At 66.3% G+C, this 20,253-nt stretch carries 24 protein-coding genes; 22 read left to right on the forward strand and 2 right to left on the reverse strand.

From position 1 onward, the window contains the following. Positions 1-124 precede the first annotated feature (124 nt). A complete protein-coding gene (gene modD / locus B3E91_RS09885) occupies positions 125-964 on the reverse strand; it encodes a ModD protein (protein WP_287029281.1) in 840 nt (279 codons plus the stop codon). Positions 965-967: 3 nt separating this feature from the next. Beyond that, positions 968-1,345 (reverse strand): NifB/NifX family molybdenum-iron cluster-binding protein, encoded by a 378-nt coding sequence (locus B3E91_RS09890; RefSeq protein ID WP_090231400.1) that lies wholly within the window; start codon positions 1,343-1,345, stop codon positions 968-970. 273 nt (positions 1,346-1,618) lie between these two features. Between B3E91_RS09890 and nifH the strand changes: the two genes are divergently transcribed. The 22 genes from nifH (at position 1,619) to cysE (ending at position 20,245) form a co-directional block, all read left to right on the forward strand. Continuing rightward, the gene (gene nifH / locus B3E91_RS09895; RefSeq protein ID WP_090231401.1) at positions 1,619-2,503 is read left to right on the forward strand and encodes a nitrogenase iron protein; all 885 of its coding nucleotides are present in this window, start codon (positions 1,619-1,621) and stop codon (positions 2,501-2,503) included. A gap of 108 nt (positions 2,504-2,611) precedes the next feature. Then, on the forward strand, positions 2,612-4,081 hold the full coding sequence (gene nifD, locus B3E91_RS09900) for a nitrogenase molybdenum-iron protein alpha chain (RefSeq protein ID WP_090231402.1): 1,470 nt from the start codon (positions 2,612-2,614) through the stop codon (positions 4,079-4,081). Positions 4,082-4,208: 127 nt separating this feature from the next. After that, positions 4,209-5,780: a nitrogenase molybdenum-iron protein subunit beta gene (gene nifK / locus B3E91_RS09905; protein WP_287029286.1), complete on the forward strand. Its 1,572-nt coding sequence runs from the start codon at positions 4,209-4,211 to the stop codon at positions 5,778-5,780. A 142-nt stretch (positions 5,781-5,922) separates the two neighbouring features. Next, positions 5,923-6,150 (forward strand): putative nitrogen fixation protein NifT, encoded by a 228-nt coding sequence (gene nifT, locus B3E91_RS09910; RefSeq protein WP_090231404.1) that lies wholly within the window; start codon positions 5,923-5,925, stop codon positions 6,148-6,150. A 102-nt stretch (positions 6,151-6,252) separates the two neighbouring features. Continuing rightward, positions 6,253-6,957 carry a dinitrogenase iron-molybdenum cofactor biosynthesis protein gene (locus B3E91_RS09915; protein ID WP_287029290.1) on the forward strand — a complete coding sequence of 235 codons (705 nt, stop codon included), beginning with the start codon at positions 6,253-6,255 and terminating at the stop codon, positions 6,955-6,957. Between the two features lie 9 nt (positions 6,958-6,966). Continuing rightward, positions 6,967-7,236: a DUF6129 family protein gene (locus tag B3E91_RS09920; protein WP_273233630.1), complete on the forward strand. Its 270-nt coding sequence runs from the start codon at positions 6,967-6,969 to the stop codon at positions 7,234-7,236. 22 nt (positions 7,237-7,258) lie between these two features. Further along, on the forward strand, positions 7,259-8,035 hold the full coding sequence (locus B3E91_RS09925) for a TOBE domain-containing protein (RefSeq protein ID WP_287029291.1): 777 nt from the start codon (positions 7,259-7,261) through the stop codon (positions 8,033-8,035). 16 nt (positions 8,036-8,051) lie between these two features. After that, complete coding sequence (locus B3E91_RS09930; RefSeq protein ID WP_273233628.1) at positions 8,052-8,858, forward strand: 4Fe4S-binding leucine-rich repeat protein; 807 nt, start codon at positions 8,052-8,054, stop codon at positions 8,856-8,858. Continuing rightward, positions 8,843-9,796: a hypothetical protein gene (locus B3E91_RS09935; RefSeq protein ID WP_287029292.1), complete on the forward strand. Its 954-nt coding sequence runs from the start codon at positions 8,843-8,845 to the stop codon at positions 9,794-9,796. The genes B3E91_RS09930 and B3E91_RS09935 overlap by 16 nt, the downstream gene beginning before the upstream one ends. Before the next feature lie 197 nt (positions 9,797-9,993). After that, on the forward strand, positions 9,994-11,397 hold the full coding sequence (nifE, locus tag B3E91_RS09940; protein ID WP_287029293.1) for a nitrogenase iron-molybdenum cofactor biosynthesis protein NifE: 1,404 nt from the start codon (positions 9,994-9,996) through the stop codon (positions 11,395-11,397). A 3-nt stretch (positions 11,398-11,400) separates the two neighbouring features. Beyond that, positions 11,401-12,807 (forward strand): nitrogenase iron-molybdenum cofactor biosynthesis protein NifN, encoded by a 1,407-nt coding sequence (gene nifN / locus B3E91_RS09945; protein ID WP_287029295.1) that lies wholly within the window; start codon positions 11,401-11,403, stop codon positions 12,805-12,807. Positions 12,808-12,836: 29 nt separating this feature from the next. Further along, positions 12,837-13,265 (forward strand): NifB/NifX family molybdenum-iron cluster-binding protein, encoded by a 429-nt coding sequence (locus B3E91_RS09950; RefSeq protein WP_287029298.1) that lies wholly within the window; start codon positions 12,837-12,839, stop codon positions 13,263-13,265. Next, positions 13,262-13,672 carry a SoxR reducing system RseC family protein gene (locus B3E91_RS09955; protein WP_090231413.1) on the forward strand — a complete coding sequence of 137 codons (411 nt, stop codon included), beginning with the start codon at positions 13,262-13,264 and terminating at the stop codon, positions 13,670-13,672. Before B3E91_RS09950 ends, B3E91_RS09955 begins: the two co-directional genes overlap by 4 nt. Then, positions 13,669-14,127 carry a NifX-associated nitrogen fixation protein gene (locus B3E91_RS09960; RefSeq protein WP_287029301.1) on the forward strand — a complete coding sequence of 153 codons (459 nt, stop codon included), beginning with the start codon at positions 13,669-13,671 and terminating at the stop codon, positions 14,125-14,127. Before B3E91_RS09955 ends, B3E91_RS09960 begins: the two co-directional genes overlap by 4 nt. A gap of 13 nt (positions 14,128-14,140) precedes the next feature. After that, complete coding sequence (locus tag B3E91_RS09965) at positions 14,141-14,359, forward strand: CCE_0567 family metalloprotein (protein ID WP_090231415.1); 219 nt, start codon at positions 14,141-14,143, stop codon at positions 14,357-14,359. After that, positions 14,356-14,628, forward strand: coding sequence for a ferredoxin III, nif-specific (gene fdxB, locus B3E91_RS09970; RefSeq protein WP_090231416.1), 273 nt, complete (start codon positions 14,356-14,358; stop codon positions 14,626-14,628). Before B3E91_RS09965 ends, fdxB begins: the two co-directional genes overlap by 4 nt. Positions 14,629-14,659: 31 nt before the next feature. After that, positions 14,660-15,037, forward strand: coding sequence for a hypothetical protein (locus B3E91_RS09975; protein WP_090231417.1), 378 nt, complete (start codon positions 14,660-14,662; stop codon positions 15,035-15,037). Positions 15,038-15,430: 393 nt separating this feature from the next. Further along, complete coding sequence (locus tag B3E91_RS09980) at positions 15,431-15,754, forward strand: HesB/IscA family protein (protein ID WP_273233621.1); 324 nt, start codon at positions 15,431-15,433, stop codon at positions 15,752-15,754. A 13-nt stretch (positions 15,755-15,767) separates the two neighbouring features. Continuing rightward, entirely contained in the window at positions 15,768-16,658 is an 891-nt protein-coding gene (nifU, locus tag B3E91_RS09985) for a Fe-S cluster assembly protein NifU (RefSeq protein ID WP_273233620.1), read from the forward strand. Between the two features lie 3 nt (positions 16,659-16,661). Then, positions 16,662-17,870, forward strand: a complete 1,209-nt coding sequence (gene nifS / locus B3E91_RS09990; RefSeq protein ID WP_287029302.1) for a cysteine desulfurase NifS — start codon at positions 16,662-16,664, stop codon at positions 17,868-17,870. Positions 17,871-17,880: 10 nt separating this feature from the next. Then, positions 17,881-19,056 carry a homocitrate synthase gene (gene nifV / locus B3E91_RS09995; protein WP_287029303.1) on the forward strand — a complete coding sequence of 392 codons (1,176 nt, stop codon included), beginning with the start codon at positions 17,881-17,883 and terminating at the stop codon, positions 19,054-19,056. Next, entirely contained in the window at positions 19,040-20,245 is a 1,206-nt protein-coding gene (gene cysE / locus B3E91_RS10000) for a serine O-acetyltransferase (protein WP_287029305.1), read from the forward strand. The genes nifV and cysE overlap by 17 nt, the downstream gene beginning before the upstream one ends. Positions 20,246-20,253: the final 8 nt, after the last annotated feature.

Here is a 20,253-nt window from a genome sequence, read left to right on the forward strand (position 1 = left end):
TTTAACGATCCATTGCAAACCCGGCGCCAACTCTTCAACCCATTGAATCAGAAAGGTTTCCTGTGAACACCAGGGTCCTTTGGTGCGGTCTGCTACGCACAGTGCGGCCCTGATGTCGCACTTGCTACACAGTGGCGAGCGGCCGGCCGAAACGTACCTGTACGTCCTTGGGCGGCGCCGAGAACGGCGATGAGGTGACCAGCAGATCGGCCCCGGCAGCGACGTACTCCGCCGCGTTGCCGGCATGGATGCCTCCAGCCGCCGCGAGCAGCGGCCGCGACGGCCACTCCTCCAGCGCGCGGCGCACCGCCGCCAGCGCCGCCGGGGTGAATTTCTCCAGCTGCAGGACATCCGCCTCGGCCCAGCGCAACGCCTCGCCGAGATCGCCGACCTCCACCACGATCTTCTTTTCCGGTTCGCGACGACGCAGCCTGGCGAGGGTGTCGCCCGGCGCCTGGTCGAGGAACAGCCGGTGCTCGGCGAACAGCAGGAGGGTCTCCGACAGGCCGAGCTGGTGCAGCGTCGCGCCGCCCGCGCGAACCGCCTTGATGGCCAGCACCTTGGTGCCCGGCGCACTCTTGCGCGTGCAGGCCACCGGCAACGACGCGGCGGCGGCCACCAGGGCGGCGCTTGCAGTGGCCACGCCGCTGGCCCACTCCATCAGTACCTGCGCGGTCTTCCAGCCCTGGTGCAGCACGCCGGCGCGGGCTTCGACGGAAAGGATCGGCGTGCCGGCGGCCAGCGCCTGGCCGCTATACGCATGCATGTCCACCCGTGCGCCGAGCATCTGGAACAGCCGCGCAGCCTCCTCGACGCCGCACAGCGTCATGGCCTGGCGTGCCGAGCAATCGAGGCGCGCGGCGAGGCCGCCGATGCCGAGGCTATCGGTGGTCAGGTCGCCGGAGGGCACGTCGTCGCGCAGCAACTGGTGAAGCTGCCCGTCATCGAGTACGGATACGCTCATCGCTCAATGCCTCGAGAACAGGTCGTGGATCTTGCACAACACGCGCGCCGGGTCGAAGCCGGGCGCGGGCAGCGTTTCGCCGCGCAGCAGCCGCTGGAAGGCCAGGTGCGGGTCGCCCTGTTCGGTGAGCAGCACCTCCTGCCGACGTTTGCGCAGATGGCGGACGAAACCGTCGCCGGCGCTGGCGGCGACGATCAGCTCGACCCCGTCGAGGGGATGGGCGGCGCCGTCAGCCAGGTGGTGGAAGGTCTGCTCGCGCTGCAGCTCGATGCGTTGCGCCGGACGCTCGGCGAACTCGGTGTCGAACACCAGCCAATGGCGTGCCTGGCCGGCGTGCTTGGCGATCCGAGCGTAATCCTGGGTAGCGAAGGCGATCTTCATGACGGCTCCTCCTGTGAGCGAATCGCCTCCTTATACCCTTACTTGAAAAGTGGGTATAGCGAGACCGATACAAGGTCGTTCAGGCTTGTCGCCACTCCGACAATGGCTTTGTCGTTGTCGCCTCCGACACCGCTACAACGATTTGCGATTTTTTATTATCTTTATTTATTTCAATGGGTTAACTATCAGTCAAAAGCTGGCACAGGCCTTGCGCTAGGGAATTGCGAGGGCGAATTTCGCTTCGTCAATTCCACGCAACAAGGAGAAACCAGCATGGCTCTGCGTCAATGCGCCATTTACGGCAAAGGTGGTATCGGCAAGTCCACCACCACCCAGAACCTCGTCTCCGCCCTGGCCGAAGCCGGTCAGAAGGTGATGATCGTCGGCTGCGATCCGAAGGCGGACTCCACCCGTCTGATCCTGCACGCCAAGGCCCAGAACTCGATCATGGAAATGGCCGCCGAAGCCGGCAGCGTGGAAGACCTCGAGCTCGAAGACGTGCTCAAGGTCGGCTATCGCGACATCAAGTGCGTCGAGTCGGGCGGCCCTGAGCCGGGCGTTGGCTGCGCTGGCCGCGGTGTGATCACCGCGATCAACTTCCTCGAAGAGGAAGGCGCCTACGAGGAAGACCTCGACTTCGTGTTCTACGACGTACTCGGCGACGTGGTCTGCGGTGGCTTCGCCATGCCGATCCGCGAGAACAAGGCGCAGGAGATCTACATCGTCTGCTCCGGCGAGATGATGGCCATGTACGCGGCCAACAACATCGCCAAGGGCATCGTGAAGTACGCCAACTCCGGCAGCGTGCGTCTGGCAGGCCTGATCTGCAACAGCCGCAACACCGCCCGCGAAGACGAACTGATCATGGAACTGGCCCGTCAGCTGGGCACCCAGATGATCCACTTCGTGCCGCGCGACAACGTCGTGCAGCGCGCCGAGATCCGCCGCATGACCGTGGTCGAGTACGACCCGACGGCCAAGCAGGCCGACGAGTACCGCCAGCTGGCGAACAAGATCGTCAACAACCGCAACTTCGTGATTCCGACGCCCATCACCATGGACGAGCTGGAATCCCTGCTGATGGAGTTCGGCATCCTCGACGAGGAAGACGAAAGCATCATCGGCAAGGCCGCACACGAAGAAGCCGCCAGCGCCTGATGCGTGAACCCCCGCGCGGTCGCGAGACCCGCGGGACGTTCGTAGGCAACAAGCCGTCATTACCTATGGCTGGTTCCACGGATTAGTGGGCCGGCGCAGGAGATCAACATGGCAACGCTCAGCAAGGAAGAAGCCGCCGCCCTCATCCAAGAGGTGCTGGAGGTTTATCCGGAGAAGGCGCAGAAAGACCGCGCCAAGCACCTGGCCGTCAACGACCAGGAAAAGACCACCAAATGCGTCACGTCCAACCGCAAGTCGCTGCCCGGGGTGATGACCATCCGTGGTTGCGCCTACGCCGGTTCCAAGGGCGTGGTCTGGGGTCCGATCAAGGACATGATCCACATTTCCCACGGCCCGGTCGGCTGCGGCCAGTATTCGCGCGCCGGCCGCCGCAACTACTACGTCGGCCACACCGGCGTGGACACCTTCGGCGACATGAACTTCACCTCGGATTTCCAGGAGAAGGACATCGTCTTCGGCGGTGACAAGAAGCTGGCCAAGCTGATCAACGAGATCGACGGCCTGTTCCCGCTGGCACGCGGCATCAGCGTGCAGTCGGAATGCCCGATCGGCCTGATCGGCGACGACATCGAAGCGGTGTCGAAGAAGGGCGCGGCGGAGCTTTCCAAGCCGATCGTCCCGGTCCGTTGCGAAGGCTTCCGCGGGGTTTCGCAGTCCCTCGGTCACCACATCGCCAACGACGCGATCCGCGACTGGGTGTTCGAGCGCGAGGGCGGCGGTACCGCCTTCGAGTCGAGCCCCTACGACGTCACCATCATCGGTGACTACAACATCGGCGGCGACGCCTGGTCCTCGCGCATCCTGCTCGAAGAGATGGGTCTGCGGGTGATCGCCCAGTGGTCCGGCGACGGCACCCTGGCGGAAATGGAAAACACCCCGAAAGCCAAGCTCAACCTGCTGCACTGCTACCGTTCGATGAACTACATCTCGCGGCACATGGAAGAGAAGTACGGGATCCCATGGGTCGAGTACAACTTCTTCGGCCCGACCAAGATCGCCGAGAGCCTGCGGGCCATCGCGGCGTTCTTCGACGACCACATCAAGGAAGGCGCCGAGCGCGTCATCGCCAAGTACCAGCCGCTGGTCGACGCGGTGATCGCCAAGTACCGCCCGCGCCTGGAAGGCAAGCGCGTGATGCTCTACGTCGGCGGCCTGCGCCCGCGCCACGTGATCGGTTCCTACGAGGACCTGGGCATGGACGTGGTCGGCACCGGTTACGAGTTCGGTCACAACGACGACTACGACCGCACCGTTCCGGAAATGGGCAACGCGACGCTGCTCTATGACGACGTCACCGGTTTCGAATTCGAGGAATTCGTCAAACGCGTGAAGCCGGACATGATCGGTTCGGGCGTCAAGGAGAAGTACATCTTCCAGAAGATGGGCGTGCCTTTCCGCCAGATGCACTCCTGGGACTACTCCGGTCCGTACCACGGCTATGACGGCTTCGCCATCTTCGCCCGCGACATGGACATGACCCTGAACAACCCCTGCTGGAAAAACCTCACCCCGCCGTGGCTCAAGCCCGTCGAGGAAGAGCAGCGCGCCATCGCCTGATCGCGATACGCGTCTGCCCGACGCCGCGGGTGCGGCGTCGGGTTTCAGCGGGGCGGCCGCCGGCCGTTCCCCACCGCATTATTTCTAGCCGTGATTCGCAGATTGGCGATGCGGCGAGGAGAGCAGCATGCAAAACGCAGACGACATCAAGCCCAGCTACCCGCTGTTCCGCAAGGACGAATACAAGCAGTCGCTGGGTGACAAGAAGGCCAACTTCGAGAACAGCCATGGCCAGGCCAAGGTCGACGAGACCTTCCTCTGGACCACCAGCGTCGAATACAAGGAACTCAACTTCCAGCGCGAAGCCCTGACCATCAACCCGGCCAAGGCCTGCCAGCCGCTGGGCGCGGTGCTCTGCTCGATCGGCTTCGAGAAGACCATGCCCTACGTGCACGGCTCGCAAGGCTGCGTCGCGTACTTCCGCACCTACTTCAACCGCCACTTCAAGGAGCCGCTGTCCTGCGTGTCCGACTCCATGACCGAAGACGCGGCGGTGTTCGGCGGGCAGAAGAACATGTACGACGGCCTGGAGAACTGCAAGGCGCTGTACAAGCCGGACATGATCGCCGTCTCCACCACCTGCATGGCCGAAGTCATCGGTGACGACCTCAACGCGTTCATCAACAACGCCAAGAAGGAAGGCTACATCGACCAGGACTTCGCCACGCCCTACGCGCACACCCCGTCCTTCGTCGGCTCCCACGTGACCGGCTGGGACAACATGTTCGAAGGCATCGCCCGCTACTTCACCCTCAACCACATGGAAGGCAAGGTCGTCGGCAGCAACGGCAAGATCAACCTGGTGCCGGGCTTCGAGACCTACCTGGGCAACTTCCGCGTGATGAAACGCATGATGAGCGAGATGGGCGTCGACTACAGCCTGCTCTCCGACCCGTCCGAAGTGCTGGATACCCCGGCCGACGGGGAATTCCGCATGTACGCCGGCGGCACTACCCAGGATGAAGTGAAGGACGCGCCGAACGCCCTGACCACCCTCTTCCTGCAACCGCTGCAGATGGAAAAAACCCGCAAGCTGGTCACCGACACCTGGAAGCACGAAATACCCAAGCTCAACATTCCGATGGGCCTGGAGTGGACCGACGAGTTCCTGATGGCGGTATCGAAGATCAGCGGCAAGCCGATCTCCGAATCGCTGACCACCGAGCGCGGCCGCCTGGTCGACATGATGACCGACTCGCACACCTGGCTGCACGGCAAGCGCTTCTCCCTGTGGGGCGACCCGGACTTCACCCTGGGCATGACCAAGTTCCTCCTGGAACTGGGTGCGGAGCCGGTTCACGTACTGTGCAACAACGGTGGCAAACGCTGGCTCAAGGCGATGAACAAGATGCTCGAAGCCTCGGCGCCGGTGAACAACGCCACCCAGCTGTTCCACAGCCATGACCTCTGGCACCTGCGCTCGCTGGTGTTCACCGAGAAACCCGATTTCATGATCGGCAACTCCTACGGCAAGTTCATCCAGCGCGACACCCTGCAGAAGGGCAAGGACGCCGAAGTTCCGCTGATCCGCATCGGCTTCCCGATCTTCGACCGCCACCACCTGCACCGTGCCACCACCCTGGGTTACGAAGGCGCGATGACCATGCTGACCACTCTGGTCAACGCGGTCCTCGAGAAGCTCGATGCCGACACCATGCAAATGGGCGTCACCGACTTCAACTTCGACCTGGTGCGCTGATACCGAGCTCCTTATGCGACGTGGGTCCCCTTACCGCGTCGCTTTTTTTGTGCCCGTCATCGCTGGCGGTTGCCTGTCCGGGCCGTCGCGAGGCGATGTCGGAAAGGCGCCCGGCGATTTTTCATTCAGCAAGGAAATGCAGATGGCCAACATCATGATCAGCCAGGACAACGGCGGCAGCCTGCTGTTCTACCTGCCGAAGAAGGACCTGGAAGAAAGGATCGTCTCGCTGGAATTCACCGGCCCGGAAAAATGGGGCGGCGAGCTGCAACTGGCCAACGGCCAGAGCTACTTCATCGATCCGCTCGAGCGGACGCCGAAATTGCCCATGTCGTTCCGCGCCCGCCGGCTTGGCGGCGCGGAAGACTGAACCGTAAACCGATGCGCCGACGCGACAAAGATTGATTCGGGTCGGCATGCCGGGGTTGCGGCGCCCCCTATTCTGCGCCGCACGCCCGAAGGAGAGTTCGCCATGTCCAGCATCAGCAAGGCCGCCGCTCTGCGCATCGCCCTGGCGTCGCGCGCGCTCGGCCTGGAAAACCCGGCCTCGTTCATCGCCGCACTGGGCGGCAAGCTCGGCCTGCCGATCGACGAGAACAAGCTCGCCGGACTCACCGTCGAGGATCTGCGCGCGCTGCTGATCGGCGACGAGGAACTGGAAATCGCCACTGACATCGCCGCGCCCACGCTCAAGCAGGCGGTGCGCTACCTATGGGGCGAGCAGGACGGCGACGAAGCGCTGCCGGCCGCCAGCGCCGTCGAGCTGCCCGGTGGCGCGCACCTGCGGGTCGCCGTGGCTTCCAACAGCCAGGAAATGCTCGACGGCCATTTCGGTTCCTGCCCGCGTTTCCTGATCTACGACGTCAGCACCGAGCAGGCGCTGTTGCGCGAACTGCGTAGCACCGCGGCAGCCGATGCCAGCGACGACCGCAACGCCGCGCGCGCCGAACTGATCGGCGACTGCCAGTTGCTCTACGTGCAATCCATCGGCGGTCCGGCGGCGGCCAAGGTGATCCGCGCGGGCGTGCATCCGCTGAAATTCCCCAAGCCGGCACCGGCGCAGGAAGCCCTCGCCAAACTGCAGGCCGTGCTGCCGGCGCCACCGCCGTGGCTGGCCAAGGTGATGGGTGTGGAAAGCCGCTCGCTGGCGCGTTTCGCCGTCGACCTGGAAAGCTGAGGAGTCCGCATGCTCGAAGAAGCCCTGCTCGATGACCTCGCCGCCCAGGCCGCGCAAGCGCCGCTCGACGATGCGCGCCTGGCCGAACTGCGCCTGGCCTTTCCCGGCCTTTCGCTGACCCTGTGCAGCGACAACGACGTGCCGCCGAAGCTGCAGCCGGTCCGCGGCGGCGAGGGGTTCAGCCTGTACCTGGTCGATGCCCGCGAGCACTGCGCGAGCCTGACCAACGATGCGCAGAATGCCAGCGGCGTGGTGCTGGCACTGCACGACGACGACTGATCCGCACCCAGGAGTGCTGCCCATGTTCGGCTATCTGAACCCCACCCCCGCGCCCGCCCGGACCCGCCGCGATCCCCTGCTGCTGCTCGCCGGCATCGCCCGCCACGGCTCGCTGCACGGTGCCGCCGCGGAGCAGGGCATCGAGCTGGAGCGCGCCGGGGTGATGGTCGAATGGCTGAACAACCTCTCGCCCCTGCCGCTGGTGCACTGCAATGCCGACGGCAGTGCGCGGCTCAGCGAGCACGGCCACCAGGCGCTCGCGCTGCTCGGCGATCGCAGCCACGACTTCAACGCCTTCCTGCAGACCCTGGACAGCCTGAAGGTGCGCTTCGAGGGCTTCCAGCACAGCTACCGCCTGAAAAGGAGATGGGACATGCGCACCAGCGCGAGAAACCAGTTCCTCGGCCGTATCGACGAGATCCGTACCGGGCCGATCAACAGCGAAGTGCACCTCGACATCGGCGCCGAACAACCGCTGGTGGCCACCGTCACCCAGGAAAGCATCGCCCGCCTGGGCCTGGAAATCGGCGGCGAAGCGATCGCCCTGATCAAGGCCTCTTGGGTCATCCTGAGCAGCAACGACAGCCTGCGCTGCAGCGCGCGCAACCAGTTCCGCGGCCTGGTGCAGAGCGTGCGCGAAGGGCCGATCAACACCGAGGTCGGCCTGGCGCTGGCCAGCGGGCGAACGCTCACCGCGGTGATCACCCACGAGAGCGCCGACGACATGGAGCTCAACCGCGGACAGATGCTCACCGCGCTGATCAAGGCCTCGCATGTCATCCTCGCCGTCGATGACTGAGCGGGCGGCGCAGCACATGGTCCGACCGCCGCCTCCCGTCGCCGGCCCCGCGCTCGAGGCGGTGCCCGCGCTGGCGCGTTGCGAAAACTGCCCGCACCGCGCCGAACGCTTCGCCGTGGGCCGCTGCACGCCGCAGAACGCCTGCATCCAGGTGCGCAACGGTCGCCTCAACGACGCCTTCCTCAGCCGCAACCCGGAATGCGCCGAAGGCTGCCTGCACGACCTGTTCTGGGAGCGCCGCGCCATCGCCGTGCGTTATGCGCCGCTGGAGTCGATCTCCTCGCTGATCAACGACCCTGACGAAGTGGTGCGCCGCGCCGTCGCCAGCCGCCTGCCGGTCGCCGAACTGCCGGCGCTGCTCGGCGACCCCGACCGCGAGGTGCGCGTGACCCTGGCCAGCCGCCTGCCGGCCGAACACCTGAGCGCGCTGATCGAGGACAGCGACTACCTGGTGCGCCTGCTGGTCGCCCAGCGCCTGCCGCTGGGCGAACTGCGCCGACTGGCCCATGACAGCGACAGCGAGGTGCGCAAGGCGGTGGCTCGGCGGCTGCCGGCGTTCGCCCTGCGTCTGCTGCGCGACGATCCGGAGCCGCAGGTGCGCACCATCGTCGCCAGCCGTGGCCTGCTGGAAACCCGTGTGGGCCTGCTCAACGACCCGGACTGGCTGGTGCGCCTGCGCGCCGCCGTGCGCGTACCCCTGGAATACCTGGCGCCTCTCGCCGACGACCCCGAAGAAGATATCCGCAACCTGGTGGCCCGGCGTCTCGCTGGCGACCCACTGGACAACGACCTGGATGAGGACGATCCATGCAGCAGCTCCTGAGCCCCAGTTGGCCGACCACCGCCGCCCTGGCCGAACGCATCGCGGAAACCCGGCCACGCCCGCACCATGCCGCGCTTCTGGCGACACTGGCGAAGCTGCTGCCGGACCTGGATTTCCAGTACCGCCGCAGCGTCGGCGGCTGGTACCGCAGCGGCGCGGTGCGTAGCCCCGGCGGCAGCCTGCTCAACGCCTCGCTGGAGGACTGGCTGGAACTGCGCTACCAGCAGCACGACGAGGATTTCGCCGCGGTGCTGCGCGAGCTGGTCGAGACGCAGCCGGTGGTGACCCGCCTGAACGGCTGCATCCACTACTTCGTCGCCCAGTACGCGCCGGGCGCCTCGTCGTTCTGGCAGGTCGAGGTCGAGGAGCTGCAGGAAGTCTTCGAGCGCCGCCTGTTGCCCAACGACCCGAACCCCAACGACCTGCAGGACCTGCTCGAACCGCTGCAGCCGGCCTCGATCACCCCGCAGCCGGTGGCGGCGCCGCGCTATCGGCTGTCGCGTCTGGTGGATGTCCGCGTGCTGCTCGACAGCCAGGCCAATGACGACCCGGTCCAGCGCTTCATCCGCGAATGGCAGATCGGCAGCGCCGCCGACCAGCCGCTGTGCAAGCACTGGCTGGTGCAGCAACAGGAAAGCCTCGATGTGTTCCACCAGCGCCAGACCCGCCTGCGCATGCTGGCGGTGCGCGAGCGTCCGCTGCAGAGCTTTCCCTGGAGTCTGCGCGAGCGCGGCCTGGCGCTGGCCAGGCAGCTGCAGGCCTTCGAGCGCCTGGCCGGCTACCGCGGTGCCTGGTACTTCCACCTGATCGCCGGCGCCAGCGTACCGGCCGAGCTGGCCCAGCACCTGCTGGACGACGAGCAGGCCGGCTTCCACTACCTGCCCGATCGCGAAGCCGCGTTGCTCAAACGCTGGCTGGAATCACCCTACAACTGCTGATCCCCAGCGCCTGCCCGGCTCCGGGCAGGCGTTCCCCGCGTGTCGCCCTCTGACGATGGCTTGTCGGCAATCCCCCGCGGAGCGGCCCGATTGTCGGCTTCGCCACAAAACCTCACATACAAAATCCTTTAAAAACAATCAGATAGTTATGGCATGCCGCTTGCGAGGCTCATCGCATCCAGCCGCAGGTGACCGCCATGCACGCCAAAGACATCGCCCAGTTGCTCGACGAACCCGCTTGCAGCCACAACCACAAGGAAAAATCCGCGTGCGCCAAGCCCAAGCCGGGTGCCACCGACGGCGGCTGTGCCTTCGATGGCGCGCAGATCGCCCTGCTGCCGATCGCCGATGTGGCGCACATCGTCCACGGCCCGATCGCCTGCGCCGGCAGCTCCTGGGATAACCGCGGCACGCGCTCCTCCGGGCCGACGCTGTACCGCATCGGCATGACCACCGACCTCACCGAGCAGGACGTGATCATGGGCCGCGGCGAAAAACGCCTGCTCCACGCGATCCGCCAGGCCGTGGAAGAGTTCTCGCCCGCCGCGGTGTTCGTCTACAACACCTGCGTCACCGCACTGATCGGCGACGACGTCGACGCCGTGTGCAAGGCCGCCGCCGGGCATTTCGGCGTGCCAGTGGTGCCGGTGGACGCGGCCGGTTTCTACGGCACCAAGAACATGGGCAACCGCCTGGCCGGCGAGGCGATGTTCAAGTACGTGATCGGCACCGGCGAACCCCTGCCGTTGCCGCCCAGCGCCGCGCGTCCCGGCATCCGCGTGCACGACATCAACCTGATCGGCGAATACAACATCGCCGGCGAGTTCTGGCATGTGCTGCCGCTGCTCGACGAGCTCGGCCTGCGGGTGATCTGCACGCTGTCCGGCGACGCGCGTTTCCACGAAGTGCAGGCCATGCACCGCGCCGAGCTGAGCATGGTGGTCTGCGCCAAGGCGCTGCTGAACGTGGCGCGCAAACTGGAGAGCAGCTTCGGCGTGCCCTGGTTCGAGGGCAGCTTCTACGGCGTCAACGACACCTCCGAAGCGCTGCGCACCATCGCCCGCATGCTCGGCGACGAGGACCTCGCGGCCCGCGTCGAAACCCTCATCGCCCGCGAGGAAGCGCGCATCGACCTGGCCCTGGCGCCGTGGCGCGCGCGCCTGGATGGCAAGCGCGTGCTGCTCTACACCGGCGGGGTGAAATCCTGGTCGGTGGTCTCCGCGCTGCAGGACCTGGGCATGACCGTGGTGGCCACCGGCACCAAGAAATCCACCGAGGAAGACAAGCAGCGCATCCGCGAGCTGATGGGCGAGGAGGCACGCATGCTCGACGAGGGCAGCCCGCAGGCGCTGCTCGACTGCATGCGCGACTACCGCGCCGATCTGCTGATCGCCGGCGGCCGCAACATGTACACCGCGCTGAAGGCGCGCCTGCCGTTCCTCGATATCAACCAGGAGCGCGAGTTCGGCTATGCCGGCTACCAGGGCATGCTGGAACTCGCCCGGCAGATCGCGCTGACCCTCGAATCGCCGGTCTGGCAGGCCGTGCGCGAACGCGCGCCCTGGGACCAGCCGGCCACCTTGCACGCGGCGGAGGCCTGAGCCATGGCGCAGATCATTCGTCGCGACAAGGCCCTGGCGGTCAATCCGCTGAAGGTCAGCCAGCCGGTCGGCGCTTCGCTGGCGTTCCTCGGCATCCGCAACGCCATCCCGATGATGCACGGCTCGCAGGGCTGCACGGCGTTCGCCAAGGTCTTCCTGGTGCGGCATTTCCGCGAGCCGATCCCGTTGCAGACCAGCGCCATGGACCACGGCAGCGCGGTGATGGGCGCCGATGACAACGTCCTCGAAGGCCTCGCCGGGATCATCGGCAAGCGCAAGCCGGCGCTGGTCGGGCTGCCCACCACCGGGCTCTCGGAAACCCAGGGCACCGATATCCACCGGCTGGTCCGCGAGTTCCGCGCGCAGCACCCTGAGCTGGCGGCGACCCCGGTGATCGCGGTGAACACGCCGGACTACAGCGGCTGCCTGGAAAGCGGCTATGCGCTGGCGGTGGAAGCGATGCTCGATGCGCTGGTGGTCGAGGACCGCAGCCGGGCAGGGCGCCGCCCGCGCCAGGTCAACGTGCTCGCCGGCAGCCTGCTGACCGCCGCGGACATCGAGCAGCTCAAGGAACTGATCGAAGCCTTCGGCCTGGCCCCGGTGGTGCTGCCGGACCTCGCCGATGCGCTGGACGGCCACCTGACCGACGCGCAGTTCACCCCGTTTAGCGTCGGCGGTACGCCGGTAGAAGCCTTCGCCACGCTGGGTGAAGCGGCGCTGACGCTGGTCATCGGCCGCTCGCTGGGCAAGGCCGCGGACATTCTCGCCGCGCGCACCGACGTACCCGACCGTCGCTTCGACAGCCTGATGGGCCTGCAGCGCGTCGATGCGCTGGTCGACTGCCTGCGCCAGCTCAGCGGCCAGCCGGTGCCGGCAAGCCTCGAGCGCCAGCGCGCGCAGTTGCAGGACTGCATGGTCGACACCCACTTCATGCTCGGTTATGCGCGCTACGCCATCGCCGCCGATCCGGACCTGCTGTTCGCCCTCGCCGACCTGGTCGCCTCCATGGGCGGCGAAACCGTCGCCGCGGTGGCGCCGGCGCAGGCGCCGATCCTTGCCGAACTGGCCTGCGCGCAGGTGAAGATCGGCGACCTGCAGGATCTGGAGAAACTCGCCGCCGAGGGCCACGCGCAGCTGCTGCTGGCCAACTCCCACGCCGCACAGAGCGCCGAGCGCCTGGACATTCCGCTGCAACGCGCCGGCTGGCCGTTGTACGACCGCATCGGCGGGCAGATGCAACTGTGGATCGGCTACCGCGGCACCCGGCAAACGCTGTGCAACCTGGCCAACCTGATGCTTGGCGAAATCCACAAGCACGAGGTCCAGCCCTATCGCTCGATCTACGCGGTGCGCCCGGCCGACGGCAGTCCGGCGCACGCACCGCAGGTGCCGTCGCCATGCGCCACCTGAAACTGGTAACGCTTCGAGGAGGAAACCGCATGTCCTTGCGCATCGCTTTCGCCAGCTCCGACCGGCAGCTGATCGATCAGCACTTCGGCGCCGCCGAGGCATTCGCCATCTACGCCTTCGAGCCGCCCGTCACGCGCCTGGTGGAGGTCGCCGAGTTCAGCGAGGCGGACGTATTGATGGACGGCCACGAAGGCAAGCTGGCGAGCAAGATCGAGCTGCTCGGCGGCTGCGCGGCGGTGTACTGCGTGGCGGTCGGCGGCTCGGCGATCAAGCAGTTGCTGGCCGCCGGCATCCAGCCGATGAAGGTCGAGGAGGGCAGCGCCATCGACGACTGCCTGCGCGAGCTGATCGACGCCACCCAGACCGACGCCGCGCCCGTGTGGCTGCGCAGGGCGCTGCACGGCGAGCGTGACGAGAAACGCTTCGACGCCTTGCTCAGCGAGGCCTGGCAGGAATGATCGAGACCCGCGCCCGCGTCGTCCGTGACGCCCACGGCCAATTGCGCATGCATGGCGAAACGCCCGCCGCCTGTGGCGCCTGCCAGGTACGCGGCAGCTGCGCCGGCAACGATGACGCACTGGACATCGCCCCGGACGACGGGCTCTGCGACGGGCAGAGCGTGATCCTCTCGGTCCGCGAGGCCGACCTGCTGCGTGCCAGTTTCTATGCCTACGGAGTGCCCAGCCTGAGCGTGGTGGTCGGTGCGATGGTCGGCTCGCTGTACGGCGATTTCGCCGCCATCGGCGGCGCGCTGCTCGGTCTCTGCGCGGGCCTCGGCCTGACGCACCTGCTCGGCAGCCGCCAACCCCTGCTGGTCAGCCAGCACCTCGACGATTCCCCCCCAGACAGCGGAGAACACCCATGAGCCAGGCAGTCGCCGAACTTCAGCAGGACGAGATCTTCAAGCGCGAGATGGTCAAGCAGATGCGCGCCATCGACAGCTACGGCACCTACGACAGCTGGTCCGACGCGCGCGTGCTCGAGCCCTTCGTGGTGACCAAGGCCCAGCGCCGCGAGATGCCGGTGATCGGCGACCCGGACGAGATCGTGGTGGCGCGGATCAAGGCCTTCTACAACGCCATCGCCACCCTCATCGAACGCCAGTGCAAGCTGATGGCGGTGCCACTGATCAACCTCAGCCACGAAGGCTTCGGCCGCGTGCTGATCACCGTCGGCAAACTGGTGGTGTTCGAGCGCACCCTGCGCGACGTGCACCGCTTCGGCTTCGAGACCTTGGATGCGATGGAAGCCGAAGCCACCAAGCACATCGACGCGGCGCTGGCGATGATCGAGCGCTTCCCCGACGTCGCCGGCCTGTAAGGAGAGCCACCACATGGAACCTACCGATAGCCAGGCGCTGGACAAAGAAGTGCGCAAGCTCAAGCGCATCGCCAGCGAATGGGCCGGGCAGCTGCACGATCTGGTCGAGGATCGCCTGCCCGCCGCCTACGAGGAGATACCCCGCATCGCGCAATCCACCTATGACGCCTGCAAGGCGTGGGCGGATGCCAGTGCACGTTTGCAACAACTTGCCGAGGAGGCATCCCGATGAACATTACCGGCCTAACCCGAGGCGGCCAGAGCTGGACGCCGGCCTTCGTCGTCAGCGTCGACCAGAGCACCTGCATCGGCTGTGGGCGCTGCTTCAAGGTCTGCCCGCGCGACGTGTTCGAGCTGATCGAACTGGACGACGAAGACCTCGACGACGTTCGCAGCGTGATGACCCTGGGCAACGAACTGGATTGCATCGGCTGCGGCTCCTGCAGTCGCGTCTGCCCGAAGAACTGCCATAGCCACGAAGCCATGCCCAGCGCCGGCTGACCTGGCTCCCGCCACATCAAGGAGTACCGCCATGCGTGGACCTCAAGGACAGGCCTGCCGTTTGCCGAGCAATCTGCGCAGTACCCTAACCCTGCTCATCCAGCGCCTGCGCCAGAGCGCCCAGGGCTTCCGCCAGGATGCGCTGCCAGCGCACGTCGACCCGGATTACCTGGCCTTCGTGCGCGTCACCGACCCGGTGAACGGCCGCTCGGGTTATCAGGGCTACTGGCGCGACAAGGCCGAACGGCTGCAGCTGGAGGTGTTGTTCAACAGTGACGGCAGCTACTACGCCGAACTCGACCTCGACGTGCAGCATCCGCAGGACCCCCGCTGGTTCGTCGAATCGCTCACCGCCTGGGGCCGCGACGGCCAGGTGAAGATCGACCCGCGGCTGTGGCCGACGCTGTAGGCGCCGAACGCAGGATGGGCCGGACGGCGATCCGCCTCGAAAGTCCGGCGGGCTGAAACCATCCTGCACGGCGGGAAAACCCGTTGAGAGCAGCGATACCCATCAAGCGTCCCTGATGCGTATCCTCGCTAGGCTCCTCGACCCATCCTACTGACTGCAGCGGATCGCCGTCCGGTCAGTGAAAAACGCCCTCCACAGCTGCGACCATCCGCTGCATTTCCCCTCTGTAGCAAATCCAACAAAGCGTTGTCGGCGTCCCCTTCCAAACAGCCTCGGCGCCCTTTCTCCCCAAGTCCCTCTGTTTAAAAACAATCACTTAGTATTGAAAAACCGGTTTGGCACAGGCCGTGCTCTGTCCCTCCTGTCATCTCACGAAGATTCTGGAGGTCAACCGTGATCAACCTCACAGCCCAAGCCGAGCAAGCCATCCACCGATTCATCCAGGGTGCCGAAGGGCAAGTCGCCGGTCTGCGCGTCGCGGTGGCCGGCGGTGGCTGCTCCGGCCTGCAGTACGCCCTGCGCCTGGAATCGAGCCAGGAAGAAGACGACCTGGTGCTGACCATCGGCAGCGTCACCCTGCTGGTCGATCCCCTCAGCGCCCCGTCACTGGACGGCTGCAACATCGACTTCGTCGACAGCCTGGCCGGCAGCGGCTTCCAGTTCAGCAACCCCAATGCCAAGACCCAGTGCGGTTGCGGCAAGTCATTCGCCGCCTGAGAGGAAAACCGTCATGTGGGATTACTCGGATAAGGTCAAAGAGCACTTCTTCAGCCCGCGCAATGCCGGCGCGCTGGAAGGCGCGAACGGTGTCGGCGACGTCGGCTCGATTTCCTGCGGCGACGCCTTGCGCCTGATGCTCAAGGTCGATCCGGAAAGCGAAGTGATCCAGGACGCCAGCTTCCAGACGTTCGGCTGCGGTTCGGCCATCGCCTCGTCCTCCGCGCTCACCGAAATCATCAAGGGCAAGACCCTCGACGAAGCGCTGAAGGTCAGCAACCAGGACATCGCCGACTACCTCGACGGCCTGCCGCCGGAAAAGATGCACTGCTCGGTGATGGGCCGCGAAGCCCTGCAGGCCGCGGTGGCCAACTACCGCGGTGAGGTCTGGAGCGACGACCACGAGGAAGGCGCGCTGGTGTGCAAATGCTTCGCGGTGGACGCGGTGCTGATCGAGGACACCATCCGCGCCAACAAGCTGACCACGGTCGAGGAAGTCACCAACTACACCAAGGCCGGCGGCAGCTGCGCCGCCTGCCACGAAGGGATCGAGGAGATCCTGGTCAAGGTGCTCGCCGAAACCGGCGTGGCCTTCGACCCCACCGCCACCCCGGCACCCGTGGAAGTCGCACCGGCACAGATGAACACCCTGCAGCGTATCCGCCGCATCGAGCAGGTTATCCAGGCTGTGCGCCCGCAGCTGCAGCGCGACCACGGCGACATCGAACTGGTCGACGTGGATGGCAAGACCGTCTACGTGAACATGATCGGCGCCTGCTCCGGCTGCCAGATGGAATCGCTGACCCTCAACGGCATCCAGCAGAAGCTGATGGAAGCGCTGGGGGAGTTCATCCGCGTGGTACCGACCCGCGCCGGTTCGCTGACCCGCGCCATGGGGAACTAGACGATGGAAACCATCTATCTCGACAACAACGCCACCACCCGCGTCGATCCGCTGGTGGTCGACGCCATGCTGCCGTACTTCACCGAGCAGTTCGGCAACCCGTCGTCGCTGCACAGCTTCGGCAACCGCGTAGGCCTGGCGCTGAAGAAGGCACGCATGCAGGTGCAGGCGCTGCTCGGCGCGGCGCATGACACCGAGGTCATCTTCACCTCCTGCGGCACCGAGAGCGACTCCACCGCGATCATGTCGGCGCTGCGCGCGCAGCCCGAGCGCCGCGAGATCATCACCACGGTGGTCGAGCACCCGGCGATCCTCGCGCTCTGCGAGCATCTGGAGAAAGAGGGCTACGTGATCCATCGGCTGAAGGTCGACGGCAAGGGCCGCCTGGACCTCGACGAGTACCGCGGACTGCTCAGCGAGCGTGTCGCCATCGTCAGCGTGATGTGGGCGAACAACGAGACCGGCACCTACTTCCCGGTGAAGGAAATGGCCGAGCTGGCGCACGCCGCCGGGGTGATGTTCCACACCGACGCCGTACAGGCGGTGGGCAAGATTCCGCTGGAGCTGGCCGACAGCAAGATCGACATGCTCTCCGCGTCCGGCCACAAGCTGCACGCGCCCAAGGGCATCGGCGTGCTCTACCTGCGCCGCGGCAGCCGTTTCCGTCCGCTGCTGCGCGGTGGCCATCAGGAACGCGGCCGGCGCGCCGGCACCGAGAACAGCGCCGCCATCGTCGCCCTCGGCCAGGCCGCGGAGATGGCGCTGGCATCGATGGAGCACGAGAACACCGAAGTACGCCGCCTGCGCGACAAGCTGGAGGCCGGCGTACTGGCGCAGGTCAGCCACGCCTTCGTCACCGGCGATCCGGACAACCGCCTGCCGAACACCGCCAACATCGCCTTCGAATACATCGAGGGCGAGGCGATCCTGCTGTTGCTGAACAAGTTCGGCATCGCCGCCTCCAGCGGTTCGGCCTGCACCTCGGGCTCGCTGGAACCGTCCCACGTGATGCGCGCGATGGGCATTCCCTACACCGCGGCCCACGGCACCGTGCGCTTTTCGCTGTCGCGCTACACCACCGAAGCGGAAATCGACCGCGTCATCGAGGTGGTGCCGCAGGTGGTCGCGCAGTTGCGCAAGCTGTCGCCGTACTGGAACGACCTCGGCCCGGTGGCCGACCCGCAACAGGCCTTCGCACCGGTCTACGCCTGAGGGATACGCGATGAAAGGCGAGTCTGCGGCAGTCATCATCGACGACACCACGCTGCGCGACGGCGAGCAGTCCGCCGGCGTGGCCTTCAGCCTGGAAGAGAAGCTGGCGATCGCCCGCGGGCTCGACCGGCTCGGCGTACCGGAATTGGAAATCGGCATTCCGGCAATGGGCGAAGAGGAGTGCGAGAGCATTCGCGCAGTGGCCGGGCTCGGCCTGCAGGCCGATCTGCTGGTGTGGTGCCGGATGCATGCCGGCGACCTGATCGCCAGCCGCAACCTTCCGGTGCAGATGGTCGACCTGTCGATCCCGGTGTCCGACCTGCACATCCACAAGAAGCTCGGCCGCGATCGTGCCTGGGTGCTGCGCCAGATCGACTACCTGGTTCCGCTGGCGCTGGATTCCGGCTGGCGCGTCCTAGTTGGCTGCGAGGATGCCTCGCGGGCCGATCCGGACTTCCTCGCCGAGGTGGCCGAAGCCGCGCAACGTGCCGGCGCCCAGCGCCTGCGCTTCGCCGACACCCTCGGCATCCTCGAGCCTTTCGGCGTCTACCAGCGTATCGCCCAGCTGCGTAGCGTGTGCGACCTCGAACTGGAGATGCACGCCCACGACGACCTCGGTCTGGCCACGGCGAACAGCCTGGCGGCGGTGAAAGCCGGCGCCGGCCACGTCAACACCACGGTCAACGGCCTCGGTGAACGCGCCGGCAACGCCGCGCTGGAAGAAGTCGCCGTCGGCCTGATGACGCTTTACGGCCTCGATTGCGGCCTCGATCTGACGGCCTTCCCGGTACTTTCGCAGCAGGTTGCCCAGGCCGCTGGCCGGCCGGTCGGCTGGCAGAAGAGCCTGGTCGGCGAGGGCGTGTTCACCCACGAGGCCGGCATCCATGTCGACGGCCTGCTCAAGGACCCGCTGATCTATCAGGGGCTTGATCCCGCGCTGATCGGCCGCGAACACCGCCTCGTGCTCGGCAAGCATTCCGGTAGCCGCTCGGTCCAGGCCAGCTTCGCCCGTATCGGCATCGAACTGTCGCTGAACGACGCCGGCCTGTTGCTGCCGGCGATCCGCGCGCTGGCGGTGCGCTGCAAGCGCGCGCCCCGTGACGAGGAACTGCTCGCCCTGCATGCGCTGTGCAATCCGCCCGCGCTTTCGCTCTCGCAAGGAGATGCCCATGTCTGCACCAACTGACGCCGCACCGTCACTCTGGCAGCTGATGCGCGACGACATCGCCTGCGTCTTCCAGCGCGATCCGGCGGCGCGTTCGCGCTGGGAGGTGCTGACCACCTATCCCGGCGTGCACGCGGTGCTGCTGTACCGCCTCGCGCATCGTCTGTGGCGGCTGGAACTGGCCTACCCGGCGCGACTGCTGAGCTTCGTCGCGCGGCTGTGGAGCAATGTCGACATACACCCCGGCGCACGCATCGGGCTGCGTTTCTTCATCGATCACGGCGCCGGCGTGGTGATCGGCGAAACCGTCGAGATCGGTGACGACGTGACCCTCTACCATGGCGTCACCCTCGGTGGCACCACCTGGAACAAGGGCAAGCGCCACCCGACCCTGGGCAGTGGCGTGGTGGTCGGCGCGGGCGCGAAGGTGCTCGGGCCGATCACCCTCGGCGACCGGGTGCGCGTCGGCGCCAACTCGGTGGTGGTGCATAGCGTCGGCGCGGATCGCACCGTGGTCGGAATCCCCGGCAAGGAAGTGGTGTCGCTGAAAACCGTGGTCAATGGCGAGGAGGGCATCAACCTCGATCACCACCTGATTCCCGACCCGGTGGGCAAGCTCATCGCTTCGCTGATCCAGCGCCTGGAGCGTCTTGAGGGCGCGCCCGAGTCGCCGGCCATCGTGGCAGCGGAAGAGCCGGTGGCGGTCGTACAGAACGATCTGCACACCTTCGCCGGCGATACGCTGGCGCCGCTTTCCGGCGCCGTCGGCAGGCTGCTGGAGAAGGCCGCGATCCTTTACCCGCAGATGGAAGCCGAAAACCTGCTGCTGGAAGCCTGGGCGCTGGCCTCCGATCATCCCCAGGTGCTGGGCGCGCTGTATCGCTTCTATTTCTATCGCCATCGTCTCGACGACGCACTGGGCGTTGCCGAGCACACCCTGCGCACCAGTGCCGCCCAGGCCCGCCTGAACACCGACTGGAAGAGCCTCCAGCCCGCGGATTTCGCTGGCCCGCAGAGCGACATGCAGCGCCTCTACCTGCTCGCGCTGAAGGCCTGCGCCTACCTCGAATTGCGCCTCGGACGCTGCGCGTCGGCCAAGCAGCGGCTGGAGACACTTTGCCGACTCGACCCGGAGAACAGCCTGGGCGGCGCCTACCTGCTGAACCTCGCCGATCTTTCCGATTTCGACTGCACGTCAAACGCCGCCTGATGGGAGCA

It is taken from the genome of Pseudomonas sp. UBA6310, from assembly GCF_002438225.1.
Classification (GTDB): domain Bacteria; phylum Pseudomonadota; class Gammaproteobacteria; order Pseudomonadales; family Pseudomonadaceae; genus Pseudomonas_O; species Pseudomonas_O kuykendallii.